General features: G+C 42.6%; 12 protein-coding genes. 5 read left to right on the forward strand and 7 right to left on the reverse strand.

The features are described 5' to 3' along the window. Positions 1–12: 12 nt before the first annotated feature. From AACZ88_RS03590 to AACZ88_RS03620, 7 genes are all read right to left on the reverse strand, one after another. Positions 13–2,409 (reverse strand): glycoside hydrolase family 95 protein, encoded by a 2,397-nt coding sequence (locus tag AACZ88_RS03590; RefSeq protein WP_339706289.1) that lies wholly within the window; start codon positions 2,407–2,409, stop codon positions 13–15. Positions 2,410–2,423: 14 nt separating this feature from the next. Continuing rightward, positions 2,424–3,293 (reverse strand): sialate O-acetylesterase, encoded by an 870-nt coding sequence (locus tag AACZ88_RS03595; protein ID WP_339706292.1) that lies wholly within the window; start codon positions 3,291–3,293, stop codon positions 2,424–2,426. Positions 3,294–3,400: 107 nt separating this feature from the next. Next, positions 3,401–5,776, reverse strand: coding sequence for an alpha-L-fucosidase (locus AACZ88_RS03600; RefSeq protein WP_339706295.1), 2,376 nt, complete (start codon positions 5,774–5,776; stop codon positions 3,401–3,403). Between the two features lie 64 nt (positions 5,777–5,840). Beyond that, positions 5,841–6,890, reverse strand: a complete 1,050-nt coding sequence (locus tag AACZ88_RS03605; protein ID WP_339706298.1) for a glycoside hydrolase family protein — start codon at positions 6,888–6,890, stop codon at positions 5,841–5,843. A 95-nt stretch (positions 6,891–6,985) separates the two neighbouring features. Beyond that, positions 6,986–9,766: a hypothetical protein gene (locus tag AACZ88_RS03610; RefSeq protein WP_339706301.1), complete on the reverse strand. Its 2,781-nt coding sequence runs from the start codon at positions 9,764–9,766 to the stop codon at positions 6,986–6,988. A gap of 58 nt (positions 9,767–9,824) precedes the next feature. Next, positions 9,825–11,063, reverse strand: a complete 1,239-nt coding sequence (locus AACZ88_RS03615; RefSeq protein ID WP_339706304.1) for a glycoside hydrolase family protein — start codon at positions 11,061–11,063, stop codon at positions 9,825–9,827. Next, on the reverse strand, positions 11,032–12,501 hold the full coding sequence (locus AACZ88_RS03620; RefSeq protein WP_339706307.1) for a sulfatase: 1,470 nt from the start codon (positions 12,499–12,501) through the stop codon (positions 11,032–11,034). Before AACZ88_RS03620 ends, AACZ88_RS03615 begins: the two co-directional genes overlap by 32 nt. A 255-nt stretch (positions 12,502–12,756) precedes the next feature. Here AACZ88_RS03620 and AACZ88_RS03625 point away from each other — a divergent pair, with 255 nt between their 5' ends. The 5 genes from AACZ88_RS03625 (at position 12,757) to AACZ88_RS03645 (ending at position 16,816) form a co-directional block, all read left to right on the forward strand. Further along, positions 12,757–14,238, forward strand: coding sequence for a potassium/proton antiporter (locus tag AACZ88_RS03625; protein ID WP_339706310.1), 1,482 nt, complete (start codon positions 12,757–12,759; stop codon positions 14,236–14,238). A gap of 195 nt (positions 14,239–14,433) precedes the next feature. Next, positions 14,434–14,715: a type II toxin-antitoxin system RelE/ParE family toxin gene (locus AACZ88_RS03630; protein WP_339706313.1), complete on the forward strand. Its 282-nt coding sequence runs from the start codon at positions 14,434–14,436 to the stop codon at positions 14,713–14,715. A 13-nt stretch (positions 14,716–14,728) separates the two neighbouring features. After that, positions 14,729–15,031, forward strand: coding sequence for a HigA family addiction module antitoxin (locus AACZ88_RS03635; RefSeq protein ID WP_339706316.1), 303 nt, complete (start codon positions 14,729–14,731; stop codon positions 15,029–15,031). A 134-nt stretch (positions 15,032–15,165) separates the two neighbouring features. Next, complete coding sequence (locus AACZ88_RS03640) at positions 15,166–16,266, forward strand: PepSY-associated TM helix domain-containing protein (protein WP_339706319.1); 1,101 nt, start codon at positions 15,166–15,168, stop codon at positions 16,264–16,266. A gap of 49 nt (positions 16,267–16,315) precedes the next feature. After that, entirely contained in the window at positions 16,316–16,816 is a 501-nt protein-coding gene (locus AACZ88_RS03645) for a contractile injection system tape measure protein (protein ID WP_339706322.1), read from the forward strand. Positions 16,817–16,861: the final 45 nt, after the last annotated feature.

Genomic DNA, 16,861 nt, shown 5'->3' on the forward strand with positions numbered 1-16,861 from the left:
CATGTGACCTATTTAATTGTCAAAATTATATTTCTCCCCTTTTTTTAAAGCTAAAAGTGTCTCTTTTCCTTTATAGGCCAAAGTAATATTTTGGGTCTTTGAAGAATATATCTTAGCGAACAAGAGGCTGCCATCTTTCCACTCCATATCAATGGTGAGCCCGCCCTTAGCTTTTAATCCAGACAACTTGCCATCAGGCCATTCTTTGGGAAGCGCAGGAAGTAAATGTACAATTCCGTCCCTGCTTTGCAGCAGCATTTCGGCCATACCGGCAGTTGCGCCGAAATTGGCATCCATCTGAAAAGGAGGGTGCAAACCGAATAAATTGGGCGAAGTACTTTTCGATAATACCGTCTCAAGACTTTCTTTGGCTTTTTCCCCATCTTGCAAGCGTGCGTACTGATTGATTAACCAAGCTGCACTCCAGCCCGTATGTCCGCCCCCATTATCGATACGATAATCCAATGACTTTTTTGCCGCAATTGCTAGTTTGGGAGTTTCCCTTAAATCAATCTGACTGCCAGGGTGCAATGCAAAAAGATGTGAAATATGGCGGTGTCCGTGTTCTACTTCCGGAAATTCTTCGGCCCATTCCATCAACCTACCATCGGAACCAATTTGCGGTCCGGCCAATTGATTTAATGATTCTTGCACTTTAACCGTGAAATCGTTTTTAACCCCCAACTCCTTTGAAGCCAGTAAAAAATCGGTGAAGAGCTGCCAAATGACCTGCTGGTCATGGGCGGGCCCCATACTGATTTGGCTCTTACTTCCATCTGGGGCTATAAAAGTATTTTCTGGAGATACCGCCGGACCAGAAACCAATTTCCCGGTTTTTGGGTCTTTCACTAACCAGTCTATATAGAATTCGACAGACCCCCCGAGAACGGGATACATCCGTTTCAGAAATATTTTATCACCGGTAAAAGCATAATGTTCTAGAATATGAGTACTGATCCAAGCCCCAGCACCGGTATGCATTCCCCAACTGGCCGCTTCCCCAGGAGAAGTATAGCCCCAAGTATTGGTGATAGGATGCACGACCCAACCCTCATGATGGTATTGCACCTGGGCCGTTTTTTCGCCAGGCTCGACCAAAGATTCGATAAGATCAAAGAGGGGCAAATGCATTTCGGACAAATTGGTTACCTCGGCAGGCCAATAATTCATTTCGACATTAACGTCGGTGTGGTAGTCCCCATTCCAAGGGGTCTGAATCTTATTGGCCCAAATGCCCTGCAAATTGGCAGGTAATGTACCCGGTCGCGATGACGAGATAAGCAAATACCGTCCGTATTGAAAGAATAGCTCTTCCAAGTGGGAATCGCTTTTGGTTTGTTTGTAATTTTTTACCCGTTCATCGGTAGGTATCGGGTCGACACTTTCCGGGGTGATATCAAATCGAACACGTTGGTAATACGATCGATATTCGTTAATATGATCATCCAGTAGCTGCTGAAACGCTTTTTCGGTGGCATTTTCCAAATTATTGGCGGTTATGTTTTTATAATCCCGCCCCTTGTAATCTGGATATTTCAACATATAATCTGTTGAAGCCGAAAGAAGAAGCGTTACCTCATCGGCGTCTTCAATCTCAATTTGACCGTTGTTATAAGATACCCTTCCATTTGTAGGTATTGCTTTCAGACGCGCCATGTACTCCAACCCGTCTCCCCCTTTACCATTAGATAATGTACCTGACATTACCAATTGGTCGTCTTCAACATTAACTTTATAGCGTTCCGGGCGGTTCATCGAAACTGTAAAAGAAATTGCACCTGGTCGATCTGCCGTAAAATGGGCAACCATAACCTGATCAGGATAGCTTGTAAACATTTCTCTCTTATAGTTAATACCCTTTTGTGTATAGCTAACACGAACGACTGCGTCATCGAGATCTAATTCTCTGTGGTAATTCTCATAGGGCTCTTGCTTTCCATTATCGATCCATAAATCCCCCAAAGTCTGAAAACATCCAAAGGGTACTTCTGCCCCGTTTCCATGACCAGACCCTTCGCCTTTGCAAACCTGTGTACTATTTGTAAGGTCGGTCGCTTCTTTATACTTTCCTTCAAACAATAAATTTCGAATTTTGTCTTGAGCGGCATAGGCCTCTGGGTTGTCATTGTCATCAGGACTACCCGACCACATACTTTCTTCGTTCAATTGAATGCGTTCGCGGTTCACATCACCAAAAACCATGACCCCCAAAGAACCATTGCCCAACGGAAGAGATTTAAGCCATTCGGGGTCATCTTTCCAACCGTTTGGTGAATCGTGCACGGATCCATCAGCAGGAGTTTCGTACCATAATTTAAGATGCTCCTCGCCCACTTGTCCTGTTAGGATAAAGCAGGAAAACAAAATATGGGCGGCAATAAAAAATTTCTGTTGTCGGTTTATGCGCATTTTAGTGAATTTAATCATTGGTGTTCCTTTATCTTTTCTGCAAATCGGTTGCCCAGCTCTAAAATACCATAGGTATTGAAGTGTATCTTGTCGTTGGGATAGGGTGAGTGGGGCTCGTCAGCACGTATTGGTAAATCGTCAGTTGAAACAACAAACGCATTCTTCAGTGCCAAGGGCCTGCCTGAATCTTGATCAACATATCGTTGTCCCGAGCGAACTTCTTCCCTGCCTGCATACACTTTTTGGGGGACAGGAATTACATAACCATAAATAAACAACATCGCTTTCGCCCCAAACTGTTTTCGCACCCGTTTTATGAAGTGTCTCAAGTTCTTACCATAGTTTTTGGAATTCTCGATTCCGGAATCTTCCCTCGCATCTCCTTCTCCCTGTTGCCAAACCATCCCTTTTATTTTGGGGACAAACCCCTGTGACCTCAAATCATCAAGTCCTTTATTTACAGTTTTCACAAAATGTTTAAACTGAATACCATATGCTATCGTATCTTTTATGTTTTCACCCGGGTTCCAGTCCTCAAACAAATTGGACCCCGAATAAGCATGTTTTATTAGCGCCATTTTTTTGTCTGGAAAAAACTCCTTGAGTTTTGTACCCAGCGAAAGCTCTACCCCGAAACGATCGGTAGATTCCGAGGCCTGATGCAAGGGCCGCCAAACGTAGGGCATTTCTCCTTTCATCAAATGCGAGTGAAATAAAAGCACTTCTGAATTTACGCTGAAATCGGAAGGTATGTTCACCATGTATCCCTGCCCCGTAGCATTTGATTGTCCACCAATGAGATACACATCGATTTCATTGGTCTGCGGAAAAACCAGTGAATAGCAACCAACAAAAAAACATAACAAGAATTGACATTTGTCCATAATTGAAAAATTATGCGATAATATACTGACTTAAAGCCATTCGGCTTTAGAACCTTACCAATCTATACCTTATTTACTTTGGTGATTTTCGCTTGGGTTGGCATAACTCAGTTCACATTAAAAACTTGTATGGCTTTAATCAATGGCTCCATACGGAAATCGATGGCATTTAAGCGTACTGCGGTTACCCGTTGTGACTGTATTTGTATGATATGCTTTTGGCCAATATTGGAGCCCTTATACAATACCTTCCATTTCCGATTTACTTTACCCTCTATAGTAAAAGCCCGTACCCTTTCTCCGTGAACAATATCTTCCTGTAAAACAATATGATTGATTTCTTGCGCTTTATCTAGCGATAGCGTGATTCTTTTTCCTTTTCCTGAAGTTTCGGCAATAGGCTTCCCGAACCTTCGGTTGATTTCATCGCCCCATTTCTTCAATCGGTTTACATCGGGTTCTGGTAACAGTCCGTCAGGATTCGGAGTAAGCCCCATAATCAAGGTAGAATTTCTGCCTACGGATTTATAGTACATATTCATCAAATCTTCCAATGGAAAGATATGTTCTTCATCTCCCGGTTCCCAAAACCATTCGTGTCGCCCATTAAAGCCTCGCAATGGTGCATCGGACATGGCGGGCATCCAATAGTTCCCTTCAGGGTCTCCGGTTTTCAACAATTCAAAATTATTATTTGATATCGCTTCACTTGCCGACTCTCCAGCACCAGTAGAGTGGTACGGGAAAGTAGCCCAGGAAGGGTATGGTATTGTTCCCGATTCAGAGCCGCCCCAACGCGCTTCTGCAAGCTGTTTATTATGATAAAAGAGACAATTGGGCTGATACTGCTGAACGATGGGCAATACATCCGGCGCACCTCGATGCGGACTATCGGCTCCGCCATCGAACCATATTTCGAAAAGTTCACCATAATTGGTACAGATTTCCTTGACCATACCTTCCACCATTCGATTGTAATACTTTTGTCGTTCCTCCCGAAATTCCCCTTCACCGTTTACCTTAAAATCGTGTACTCCGAAAAAGGAGTTCCAACGAATTCCCAAATAGATACCCGGCTTGATACCATATTTTCTACAAGATTCCACAAAATCCCTAACAATATCGCCCTTACCGTCTTGAAATCGCAGGGCTTTCATACTGTAAGGGTTGACTTCCGATTGGTATAAGGCAAAACCAGTTTCATGGGTGGCCGTTAAAATGGCAAAGGTAAAACCGGCATCTTTGGCCGCCTTGATCCATTGGTCTGTGTCCAGTTTATCCGGATGGAATATTTGATAATCCCTGACCGGGGAAATTCGATTGTTGCCCTGACCATATTTCACTTGATCAAAAACATGCAAATCATAATGAAATACTGCTCCCATTTCAGCCTGTTGCCAAGCTAGCTGCCGTTTGTTTGGCAATGGTATTCTTTGCTGTTCGACAGGCCTTGTAACAATATAGGATTCGTCTTCTTTCTTTACGGCCATTGCCAATACTTGGGGTTCGTCATTTTCAACATACACAAAAGGGCGCTCCATTCTATCGGGCTTAATGCTTCCTCCATCACTCAAAGGTATATCTTTGGGCGCAAGTACATACTCAGTAGCTTTTGACCAATGAACCCCATCAGGTGAACTTACCATGCCGAAAAAGGTATGTGCATGAAAAATTCCATAAAAATAATCCCGCTTTTTATCGTACCATATCGACATATCTTCGGTATCAAGGTAATCAATTACGGGGTTTTCTTGAATAACAAAGGGGCCTGTCGGTGTATCGGAAATAGCGATCGCCTGATTTCTGATAAAGCCCGTCACATTGGGCTTGTCGCCTTTTACAACAAGGTAGAACTTTCCATCCTTTCCCTGAGCGACCGCAGGATTGACCGTTAACGTGGTAATAGGCCCTGATGGTTCAATCAAGGGATTATCCAACCGTTTCCAGGGGCCATTGATAGTGTTGGAGACGGCAACACCGGTACGTTGGTTCGGGCGTAAAATGCTCCAATTGGGATGTTTGTAGCCCGTATGTGCCGTATTTACTAGATCATCTTCCGAATACTTTTTCTCCCCTAAATTAGTGGAGATGTAATAAAGATAATACTTGCCTCCAAAATATTTTATTTTAGGATTATGGGCGGTAATCGCATCCCATTTCCCATTTCTTCTTCCTCTCAAGACAACTTCTTTAAATTTCCACGGACCCGAGGGAGTTTTCGCTACTGCATGGGCAATTTCGGAATGTGTAAGCCAACCGGTAAACTTATATTTTTTGTTCCATCGGGAATAGAACATATGATATTTTCCATCTTTTCCTTTTATAATGGATGGCCCCCAATTGTAATAGCCTTCGGTTTTAAAAATATTTTCCGCCTGAACGGCTTGAAGTCTATCTTTAAAAAACAATACGTCAGGATGTTCTTGTGCCTGTGTGCAGGCAAAAACAAAAAGGGAAATGAGAATTAATAGTATTTTGGTCATTGGATTACTCTTCAAAATTTGTGTTACCTGTTACTTGTGCATTTAGAACGGGTAAGATAAAAAATCAATCGATAGTTGTGGGCAAATCGATTTTAAGTACATGGGAAACCGTTCTTTCCCCTCCGGACATATTCCATCCACTGGGGCCATACAGATAGGCCGGACGCCCATCGATCATCAGCACTTTGGGGCGCTCCAATTTTGGGTCGGGGCTATAAATTTTTGTCGCCTTTTTTTCGTCAAAATCCTTATAGTAAACCGGGAGCCTATCGTATGCCACAGTGGCATCCTCCAGTTTAAAGGTAAGTCCATCTTTTGATTTCCATAGCGTTCCCCCACCGACAATCCCTGTATTTTGACCGTGATTGTCGGTGGTCAACAAATACACATGATCTTTATAATAGAAGACGGCACCGTCTTCGAGCGTACCATTATTCGAGGTCACCGGATTGTCTAAAATGGTGTATGGCCCTAGCAGCTTATCAGCGGTTGCCAGGCCATATTTCAGGTCATCGCCGGCACGTGTTTTAAAGTACAGAAAAAACTTCCCGTCTTTGACTAAAAAAGCGGGATTGGCCACCCCGTTTCTTGATTGATAGTTCCATTTGGTGGAATCGCCAGCATCGAGTATTTTCCCGTTTCGGCCGACCTTTTCCCATGGTCCGTAAGGAGAATCCGCCAGAGCCATACCGATGCATTGGTTTGCCGGATGCGGAGGTTGACGGTAATCTGAATTGCCGATGTACAATAACACATATTTATCACCCACTCGCTTTACTTCGGGGTTATGCGCACCATATTTATCCCAGGTATTGGTGCCGGTACCTTTGATGGCAACATCGGAAAATATAAAAGGGCCCTCGGGAGAGTCGGACACATAATGTGCAATTTCAGACGATTTTCTCCAAGCAGGATCCACATTCTTCTCGGGCCATCTGGCAACAAAAAGATGAACCTTGCCCGCATCATCGATTACCGGGGAAGTACCCCAAATGGTAAAGTCGGGGTCTTCGACCGCTATGCCCACATATTTCAAGTGGTCGGCGAAGTCTCGCTTTTGGGAATAACTTTTAAAAACAATCAGTAAGAAAAAAAATAATAGTGCTCGTCGCATGTGGTTTTAAATTTTTAATATAATAAAATATAAAAGCCAATTAGGTATTGGCAACACCAAAGGATATATGTCTTTTCACTTCATTTCTTGATATATTAATTAATTTCAAGACCTACCAAAACACCTTCCGTAGCTGGCAATTGCACGTTCCAGCCGCCTTTTACCTTTTCCGTTTTCAACTTCATTGGTGTTTTATGTATGGTGACCATGACTTCGAAATCTCTATTTCTTTTTACATATTCCTTTGGAATAAATACTTGCATAGCCTGGTAGGATGCAAAAAATAATCCCTTATTCTTTACCATTAGATTGGCAGCTCCATGTTTATTTTCGACAGTTGTCCTTAGCGAAAAACCGTCTGCAGAAATCGTACTACCATGTCCCAAATAGAGGTAAGAAAGTTTGTCATTCTCATATCCGATTATACCAAAATGCCCTTTAAAAAATTCATTGTCCTTACGAAAGGTTGAGGTACTATCAATATTTTGAATAATCGTCTGCTTTGAGGCAATACCCCTAGCAAGCATACTCGAGGCATTCACAACCGAAATTCCATTTTCAGATGTTCCTGTCACCGTTTTCAAACTACTATTCCCTTCGCCGGTGAAAGATTCATACAGTACCATAAATGGTTTTCCCCATGCCGAACCATTTTGACGAATAACTACGGCAGGCACCGGTAATTCTCTATATTCCTGTGGAGCAGTATATGCTTTTGGCGTCATTACCGAAAAATATTCCCGATTTTCAGCTCCGGGAATATGCATATCCATAAAAATCTTTTTACCCTGTACCGCGTTTAATTTAAATTGTGCTTTGACACTTTGATCTAAAACCCCCGTAGTCATTTTATCCATAAAATGAACGTATCCGGGACCAAAGCCTTTTTTGTGCTCCGATAGTTCTTCAGAGGAATTTAATTTGAGCAACGAATTGTCTCGATTTAAATATGTAACAGAATGCCCTAAGTTATGGTAAACGTATTCGTTTTTATTAGCATTGTCGGAATGGAAAATATCTACATAATAGCCCGTTTTATCCGAAGTTCTAATCAACGCCATGGTCCGTTTCTGTTGTGTTTCGGTGGATGGCTCTATATAATCAACCGATGTAAAGGAACAAAACGGACTTATCGCCTGAAACTCTGCCATCGGTTCCATAGCCCGCAGGGTTAATGCTCCCATAGGCTTTTCTCCACCTCCGCCATTAAAAGACCTCAGCGGTGCTGATTTTCCATCGGCGATAACGGTGTTATGTGCCGCATATAAAGCATAGTAATTTTTATGAATATCCGTATCATAATGCCCGCCGATACCAGGATCCGGGCCCAATACCATGCCTTGCCCATAAAGTTCCATCGCAACCCCGTTTGCATGGTTATGGTTATAACTAGCCCCTTGTAAATAACACATGAGACCGGTATAACTATCGGTTCCGTTTCTTTGATAATAGCATTGTGAAAACTCCAATTTGCCAGATCGCGGCAATGTTAATACCTCATCAGCCTGCTCTGGAATATTCGAAACATTGTTCAACAACCCGAACCAACCTGAAGTATTTCTATTATACCCGTTCTCAAGCATCCTATTCATTACACCATATAATTGTTTTTGAACTGGGTCATCATACTTACCCGCCATTTTAATGGCAATTTCAAGATGTTCGGGCGAAGCGGTTCCTCTTCCGGTATCACCATAACCCATCGTTTTCCCATTTGGAAAAAGATACTTTAGCAGCACATAAGAGGAAGTATAAAGCGGTGGGTTCTCTTTAAAGGCCAAATAATCGTTGTTCTCTGCCGCTACACCAGCTTGTAAAATTGCGCCAACAGGGTAGTTATGATACCCCCCGGGCTCTTTCCAATGACCGTCATACGTAAGGTGTTTTTCAGCGGTACTCGTTAAAGACAGTCGCCCACATCCTTTATTAACATGATCTTCTTTCATAAAGTAATTCATGTATTTATCCCTTTTTGCCTTATCGGAAAGGGCTAAGGCACTGTATACGAATGTGATGCTCTGGGCAGCGTACCAATTGTTGCTCCAAAAACCCCGCTCTAACTGAGTTTGCGCCATACGATCGAAAACACTGTCAAATCGATAAATCTGATCATAATTCGATTTCAGATAGTCGTATATAAAATCATAGGCCAAAGGAAGGGTTGCATAACTCCGATCTCCTAATGACTGTACACTAAAAAATCCATCACGACAAGCGCCCTCGAGAGGCTTTTGATAGTAGGCACCTTGAACCCACTGTACTAAAATATCCATGGCGAATTCTGCATATTTCTCCTCTTTAGTCAACCAATATAATATAGCCGACTCCAAACAAAGGCTATTGATCATGCTGTTTATATAGCCAATATGGCTTTGAGGATCCGTCCAATACCATTTACCCGAAGGGGCGGAGGATTGCAAATACATGTTCGGCAATGAATCGTACACCGGAAACTCTTCCAGTTTTAAGGTTCTAAACCGATACCCTTCAGGATCAAGTGGCGGTCGTTTGTGTGTTGTCGGTCGTATCGTAGAAAAAGGGGCATCTCCCCATTTGGCAATAAGCTTCGTGCCTTTGGGGTCGGTCATGAAATCGGTGTATCTTTTTCCTTTGAGCCTATTCATCTGGTATCGGGAAAGTATCCATTCGGGATCTGTACGATGCCTGTCGGCTAAAGGTGTGATTTTATTCCACAGTGCAGAATAAATGTCGGCAGCCCATTTTTCGGTTTCAATTTTTTTAAGGATGGAAGCTTTGTCTTCTACTTTTACCAGAATTGAGGGGCGGTTTTGCGCCATCCCACTCGCTAATGAAAAGAATATTAAAAGGCCGAACACAACTCTTAACTTTTTCAATTTACCACATATCGCATTCATTTTCTTTTATTGTTTTATTTCTAAACAAAAGCCCACATATCGCATACCTTCACCCTATCTAATCACCCACCAAAGGTATCTGCACATTAAATGAGCTCCCATCGTTTTTGGGGTTGACATTGCCTACAGCACAGGCCGCATACATGACCGTTGGAATACCGCGCTTATTTAACAACAACTGAGATCGTTCTAACCTATTGACCGCTAATACCGACCCATTGGGCAAAAGCAATTCCCGCTTCATAAACAATGGATTTTTCGCAAGCTGCCAACGAATTCCGTCAAACGATAACAAGGGCGCCAAGGTTTTCTTTTGACCGGTCAAGCGCCCTGTAAAGTCTTTTACCACCGCCATAAATTGGTCTTGCTCTTTGACATACCAAACGTAGGGGTCTTCGGTACTTGCCAAACTGCCATCGGGCATACGAACATCAAAAATAAAATTATCTTTTGGAGCAAAGGGTCCGAGAGGGGTATCACCGATGGCTACTCCGTGCGCACCCTTCCAATGGGGATCGTATAAATTCCCTTTAAAGAATAGTAAGTACCTTTTAGTCTTCGGGTTGTAAACTACCGAAGGGTTGACTACTATTATATTATCTGGTTTGGCTATGGTTCCCTTTGATGATCCATTAAGTACCGAACCGGGCTTTACCCTTGTTCGTGGCTCTAAAAGCGGTTGTTTTGGTCGTGAAAAATTTCCGGAAAGCAAGTCGTTGAAACTATTAAACGCAATCACCCCAATACATAACGTTTGTTGTACGCTCGCCCTTTGATCCAGGTTTTCCCCTGCGGACCCCTTGGGCTGTTCCCCAGGATCTTTGCCGCCAATATAATAGAGGTAGTAGGTGTCATTGAATTTTTTGATATGTGGATTATGTACCATTTGGGCATCCCAGACTTCGGTATTCCCATCGTAACGCCTACCCTGAAGTACAATTTTCCGAAACCTGAAATTGCGATCGGGATAATCGGAAACGGCATAACCTATTTTAGACTGCAGCACCCAATTCTTGGAAAAGCTTCCTCCAGGAATACCACTCTCCCAAAGGGAAAAAAGCATATGATATTTATCATCATCGCCTTTTACAACGCTCCCTCCCCAAACAAAATAATCTGGAATTTGAAAAACAGATGGCCCAACCAATTGAGTAGGTGATTCGATCGCTTCCACTTTATGGGCAATGATCCTATCAGGCAGCACCTTAAATTCCTGAATTTTACAGGAAAGAAACAACAACGACCCAATAAGAAGTAAAATCGTGCTACTTCGCTTTGTAATCAAATCCCAAATCATTCGTTCGCACTTCTTTTAGTTTTGATTGCAAGCGTTCTTGCATTTGCTCCAAAATAGCACTGTATTTGGGGTTATGCGCTAAATTATTGTACTGTTTCGGGTCCAAATCCATATCGAACAGTTCCATACCTGAACCTGCATCTTCATCGTATTGAATATACGCCCATTTATCGGTACGCACCAAAAACGACTTTCCTCCTTGGGTTACCGAAAAGGCCATATCACGAACTGAATGTTCCGGATCGTCCAACGTTGCGGTCAAACTTTTTCCTTGTAGGTGTTCCGAAGTTTTTAATCCGGCCAATTCCGACAAGGTCGGATAAAGATCTAAGAGCTCGGTAAAGGAATCGCACACCGCGGGTGATTTTCCCGGTACTTTAATAATAAAAGGCACACGTACCGATTCTTCGTGCAGACTAACCTTCATCCAAAAACGATGTTCTCCGAGATGGAAACCATGATCAGAGGTAAATACTACGATGGTATTGTCTTCCAATCCTTCCTCTTTTAAGGTTTTTAGAATTTTACCCACTTGCGCATCCATATAGGCCACCGAAGCATAGTAGCCGGCAACCGCCTTTTTCTCCTGCTCTTCCGACATCTCACCATTTAGACTGGTCACGTAATTGATGCCTCGTGCCGGAATATCATCCCAATCGTTTTCAACTTTGGGCGGCAATACCATTTGTTGGTGCGGATAAGGTTCGAAATATTTTTTCGGAGCTACAAAGGGCACATGGGGCCGTACCAGACCCACCGCCAAAAAGAAAGGTTCATCTTTATGCTCACGAAGTAATTCGGACGCCTTTTGAGCTGTTTTTCCATCGGAATGCGCCAAATCATCCCCTTCGCCCTTTACAATGGTCATGACATTACCTCCCTTTCGGGGTTTGTCACCATACGGATTGTTTTGTACCAATTCAGCTTCGCCTTCGGCTTGCCATTCCGGACCTTGGCTGTTGAACCGCTCCGTCCAAGAAGCCTCATCATCGGTACCGTTCGAACCCTTTTCAATATCGATAGGCACCCCCATATGGTAAATTTTGCTTACCCGAGCGGTATAATACCCATTGTCTTTAAACAATTGCGCCAATGATTGTCGATTGGGGCCGACATTGGCTCGACCGCTGACATAACCGTAGGTTTTCGTAGCATTCGGGTAATAGCCGAACATTAAGGAGGCCCGCGATGGTCCACATACAGGGTATTGGGTATAGGCACGGGTATAACGTGTGCCCTGGGCCGCTAAATTATCGATATTGGGCGTATGAATGGCCTGATTCTCATAAGATGAAATCGCCGTAGCCGTAAGGTCATCGGAAATAATAAAAAGTACATTCGGTTTTTTGCCCAATTTTCCTTTTTTCTTGGAGTTTTGAGCGCTTAAGACCAGGCTGAAAATTAGACAGGCTAGGCATAGGAAATTTTTGTTGGTCATTTGATCGGACTTAATAATTTATTCAGAAATCGGATTCGTTCACTAACTTTCTTAAACAGAATAAAACCAGGGGAACAACGACCTGAATGCCGTGCATCTTTCTTTTATACCCATCCTTGTTTTAGTCTATAGTGCATCTATAATATGGTATTCGTGAACTAACATTGCAATTGTACAAAAAAAGAATGTTTTTTAGGCCATGCCTCTTGTAGTTACCCGTATTTTTGCGGAGATTCATTATTTTAAACTAAAGACATGAATTTAACGATCGAAAACATCATGCTGGTTGGCTCATTACTCCTTTTTGTGAGCATCATCGTGGGGAAAACCTCCTATAAATTCGGCGTACCCACCCTATTGCTATTTTTGGCCATCGGTATGTTGGCCGGCTCTGAAGGCCTAGGTGGTATTCAATTCAACGACCCAAAAATCGCCCAATTTATCGGAATCGTGTCGCTTAACTTTATTCTTTTTTCCGGGGGACTCGACACCAACTGGAATACGGTAAAACCTATTCTGCGTGAGGGGCTGGCCTTGTCGACCCTTGGCGTTTTATTAACCGCGCTTTCCTTGGGTACGTTCGTTTGGCTGATCACCGACTTCACCATTTATGAGAGTATGCTCTTGGGCTCTATCGTTTCTTCGACCGATGCCGCAGCCGTATTCTCGATTTTACGGTCTAAAAATTTGGCTCTACGCACCAATCTAAGGCCTACACTCGAGCTTGAAAGCGGTAGTAATGACCCCATGGCCTATGTGTTGACCCTTGCCTTTTTGACACTGGTCATCAACCAAGATCAAGATTTGGCTTCTATTATTCCGCTATTTCTACAACAGATGATTTTCGGGGGTGTTGCCGGTTTTCTATTTGGTAAGCTCAGTAAATTGATCATCAACCGTATTCGTCTCGATTTCGAAGGCCTCTACCCCGTATTGGTAATTGCCCTGATGTTTATCACTTTTTCGGCTACCGACTTTGTCGGGGGCAACGGGTTTCTGGCCATCTATATTTGTTCGGTGTATTTAGGCAATCAAGACCTGATACATAAAAAAACCATCTTGAAGATGTACGACGGGCTGGCCTGGCTGATGCAGATCATTCTGTTTTTGACCTTGGGCCTACTGGTTTTCCCCACGCACGTTTTCCCGGTGTTCGGGGTGGGGTTGATTATTTCACTGTTTCTGATTTTGGTCGCCCGGCCTTTAAGCGTGCTCTTAAGCCTGAGTTTCTTTAAAATGAAATTCAGACGGCGTCTTTATATTTCTTGGGTCGGGCTGCGAGGTGCCGTACCCATCGTTTTTGCCACTTACCCCCTACTAGCGGGTATTGACAAAGCCGATATGATGTTTAACATCGTTTTCTTTATTTCGGTGACTTCGGTATTGATTCAGGGCACCACACTTTCGGTAGTCGCCAAATGGCTGAATGTAGCACTGCCGAAAGAAGAAAAAAAGCTAAACCCTACCGATATGCTGTTTATGGATAGCCCAAAAACAGTAATGAAAGATATTCGTATCGGCCCAGACTGTTTTGCCCTCGACAAGAAAATCGTGGAGCTCGGTTTCCCCAAACATGCGATAATTGCCATGATCCGGCGTAATGATGCCTATATCACCCCGAACGGTTCTACGGTAATCGAAGATGGCGATACGCTGATGGTTTTTGCCGATAAGCAAGAGGTTATCGACGAAGTCTATGAGACCCTACAAATCAACCATGTTACCGAAAGAATGTAACCAAGGGTATCCACGCCCACTAGAACAAATTATACACAAAAGTGGGACTGTCAATAAAAAATTACATTTTAAAACTATTCTATCAAGTGGTTCTAAGTTTTCCACACGTATTTCTAAATAATATAGATGTGAACCAAATATTCCATGCCATTACAAATAAAATACTTACCTTTGACGTTAGTAACGTAAGAAGTTATGATTTTATCGTTTGGCTCCAAAGAAACCGAGCAAATTTGGAACGGCACAAGAGTAAAGAAGATGCCGCTTGAAATTCAAAATATTGGCCGTCGGAAATTGAGAATGTTAAACAACTCTCAAGATATTGCCGATTTAAGAATTCCGCCTTCGAACCGACTTGAAAAACTAGCTGGAGATTTAAACGGGTTCTATAGTATTCGAATTAATAGGCAATGGCGAATAATTTTTCTTTGGGAAAAAGGCAATGTCAGTAAAGTGGAAATAATTGATTATCACTAAAAAAAGAAACAACATGGAAAAGCTACCGAATATACATCCTGGAGAAATTTTACGCTATGAATTTCTTGAACCGCTCGAAATAAGTGCATATAGACTTTCCAAAGACCTAAACATACCTCAGACAAGAATTTCGGAAATTCTAAAAAGCAACCGTAGAATTACCGCCGACACGGCACTGCGGCTAAGTAAGTATTTTGGCAATTCCGCGAAATTCTGGCTGGGGCTTCAAGATGATTATGATATCGAAGAAGAAAAGGAAGCTAAAGAAAAAGAGCTAATCGAAATAAAAGCGTACCGTAATACAAACGTGGCCTAAGAAAAGTCACAATTTCAAAAGATTACTCAAATTAAACCGCTTTATGAAGCGGTTTTCTTTTTTCCCTATTTAGATCAAACCCAAAAATTCATAAAAAAGTTTGATATTTGGGTTCCTATAAATAACAACCCCTATTGGCTTCCCGCAACCACCCAAAATATTGGATACAAAAAATACACCTTTGGTTGGGCCTCCCCCTGGGCGTCTTGTTTTTTACTATCGCCTTTAGTGGTGCTCTTTACTGTTGGGCACCAGAAATCGCTGCCATTATTTATAAAGAAAAAATAGGTGCGCAAGATGCCCCTTTTGTCGCCGTAGAAAAATTGGCGGAAACCGCAAAACAAGCTTTACCTAAGGGTGATTTTAGAACGGTATATTATCGGGGGCCGTCGCGTACCGCTGAAATATTACTCTACGCTCCTGGAACTTATTATATTGCCCAAATCAATCCTTACACGGGTGAGCTCATCCACCTTCAAGATATGAACCTAGGGTGGCTGAACCAGCTCAAGAAATTACATCGCAATTTATTATTGGGCGATATCGGTCGCGAAATAGTGCATTGGGGCACCTTGTCATTTCTTATTATGGCCGTAACGGGTATTGTTTTGTGGTGGCCTTCCAAGCGTTCGAAGCTTAAAAAAAGTCTAAAAATCAATTGGAAAGCACGACCAACAGCCCTGAATTATGCCTTTCATAATGTGACGGGGTTTTACGCGAGTTGGGTGTTACTATTTATTATCGGTACCGGACTTTTTTGGGGATTTAAAGCCGTAAAAAATGCATTCGAATCCATCGGTCAAGAAAAGTCGATAGCCTACGACCTTCCGAAGTCAAAAAAAGATAGTATTGCACACCTTACCAACCCCTATGCTGTAATGGAGCGATTAGGCGTACGGTTTCGAAAAGAATTCCCACACCATTCGATCAGAATCAGTAATCCGCATAAACCGGAAGATCCCATTCATATATCGGTAATCGACAAGAACCAATTGGTAAGCAGCATAGATCATTTCCATTTTGACCGATATACGGGAGAACGTTTGAAAGGTCAATTTAAAAACGGAATGAGCGAAGAGGCCAGTTTCTTTACCAAAATAAATGCCTTGGCCTATGATGTGCATTTGGGTTCTATTTTGGGTTTTCCCGGGAGGTTATTGGCTTTTTTGGCTTCGCTGATTGGGGCTTCACTGCCCATCACCGGGTTTTATATTTGGTGGGGAAAAAGGAAGTGATTTATTCGTAGTTTTCAGAGGTCAAATGAAATAACCAACACAATTTAGTATGGAAGCTCATATTTCAAATGCCGGTGTGATAATATTCTGGCCGTTTCTCAACACATTTTTTGAACGTGTGAATCTAGTACATGAAGGCACTTTTATCGATGTAGCTGCCCAACAACGTGGAGCATATCTTTTACAGTATCTAGTTTACGGCGCGATTGACTTTCCGGAGCATCAATTACTTCTGAACAAACTTATGGTCGGGTTGTCACCAACACATGCATTAGTACCTTTAAATCAAATCACTGCCGAAGAAAAAGAAGTCGCTGATAGCCTAATGGACGGGCTGCGAAGCAATTGGGAAAAAGTACAAAATTCATCCGATGCCGCTATTCGAGAATCCTTTTTACAACGGGATGGAATTCTCAGTTTCAACCCCGAAAGACTTAAATTAACTGTAGAACAAAAGGGTATCGATGTACTATTAGATTTTATCCCTTGGGATATTCGTCGTATTGATTTACCCTGGATCAATAATTCGATCGAGGTATTCTGGCGCTAAAGGAAATAGCAAATCAAGATTTAGGGATATTGAAAAACAAAAAGG

The sequence above is a fragment of the uncultured Kriegella sp. genome (assembly GCF_963975415.1).
Classification (GTDB): Bacteria; Bacteroidota; Bacteroidia; order Flavobacteriales; family Flavobacteriaceae; genus Kriegella.

Bases quoted from the DNA above. Each gene is read 5' to 3' on its own strand.
- AACZ88_RS03595 (WP_339706292.1), bottom strand. From the start codon at position 3,293: ATGGACAAATGTCAATTCTTGTTATGTTTTTTTGTTGGTTGCTATTCA.
- AACZ88_RS03605 (WP_339706298.1), bottom strand. From the start codon at position 6,890: ATGCGACGAGCACTATTATTTTTTTTCTTACTGATTGTTTTTAAAAGT.
- AACZ88_RS03615 (WP_339706304.1), bottom strand. From the start codon at position 11,063: ATGATTTGGGATTTGATTACAAAGCGAAGTAGCACGATTTTACTTCTT.
- AACZ88_RS03625 (WP_339706310.1), top strand. From the start codon at position 12,757: ATGAATTTAACGATCGAAAACATCATGCTGGTTGGCTCATTACTCCTT.
- AACZ88_RS03600 (WP_339706295.1), bottom strand. From the start codon at position 5,776: ATGACCAAAATACTATTAATTCTCATTTCCCTTTTTGTTTTTGCCTGC.
- AACZ88_RS03620 (WP_339706307.1), bottom strand. From the start codon at position 12,501: ATGACCAACAAAAATTTCCTATGCCTAGCCTGTCTAATTTTCAGCCTG.
- AACZ88_RS03590 (WP_339706289.1), bottom strand. From the start codon at position 2,409: ATGCGCATAAACCGACAACAGAAATTTTTTATTGCCGCCCATATTTTG.
- AACZ88_RS03630 (WP_339706313.1), top strand. From the start codon at position 14,434: ATGATTTTATCGTTTGGCTCCAAAGAAACCGAGCAAATTTGGAACGGC.
- AACZ88_RS03635 (WP_339706316.1), top strand. From the start codon at position 14,729: ATGGAAAAGCTACCGAATATACATCCTGGAGAAATTTTACGCTATGAA.
- AACZ88_RS03645 (WP_339706322.1), top strand. From the start codon at position 16,316: ATGGAAGCTCATATTTCAAATGCCGGTGTGATAATATTCTGGCCGTTT.
- AACZ88_RS03610 (WP_339706301.1), bottom strand. From the start codon at position 9,766: ATGAATGCGATATGTGGTAAATTGAAAAAGTTAAGAGTTGTGTTCGGC.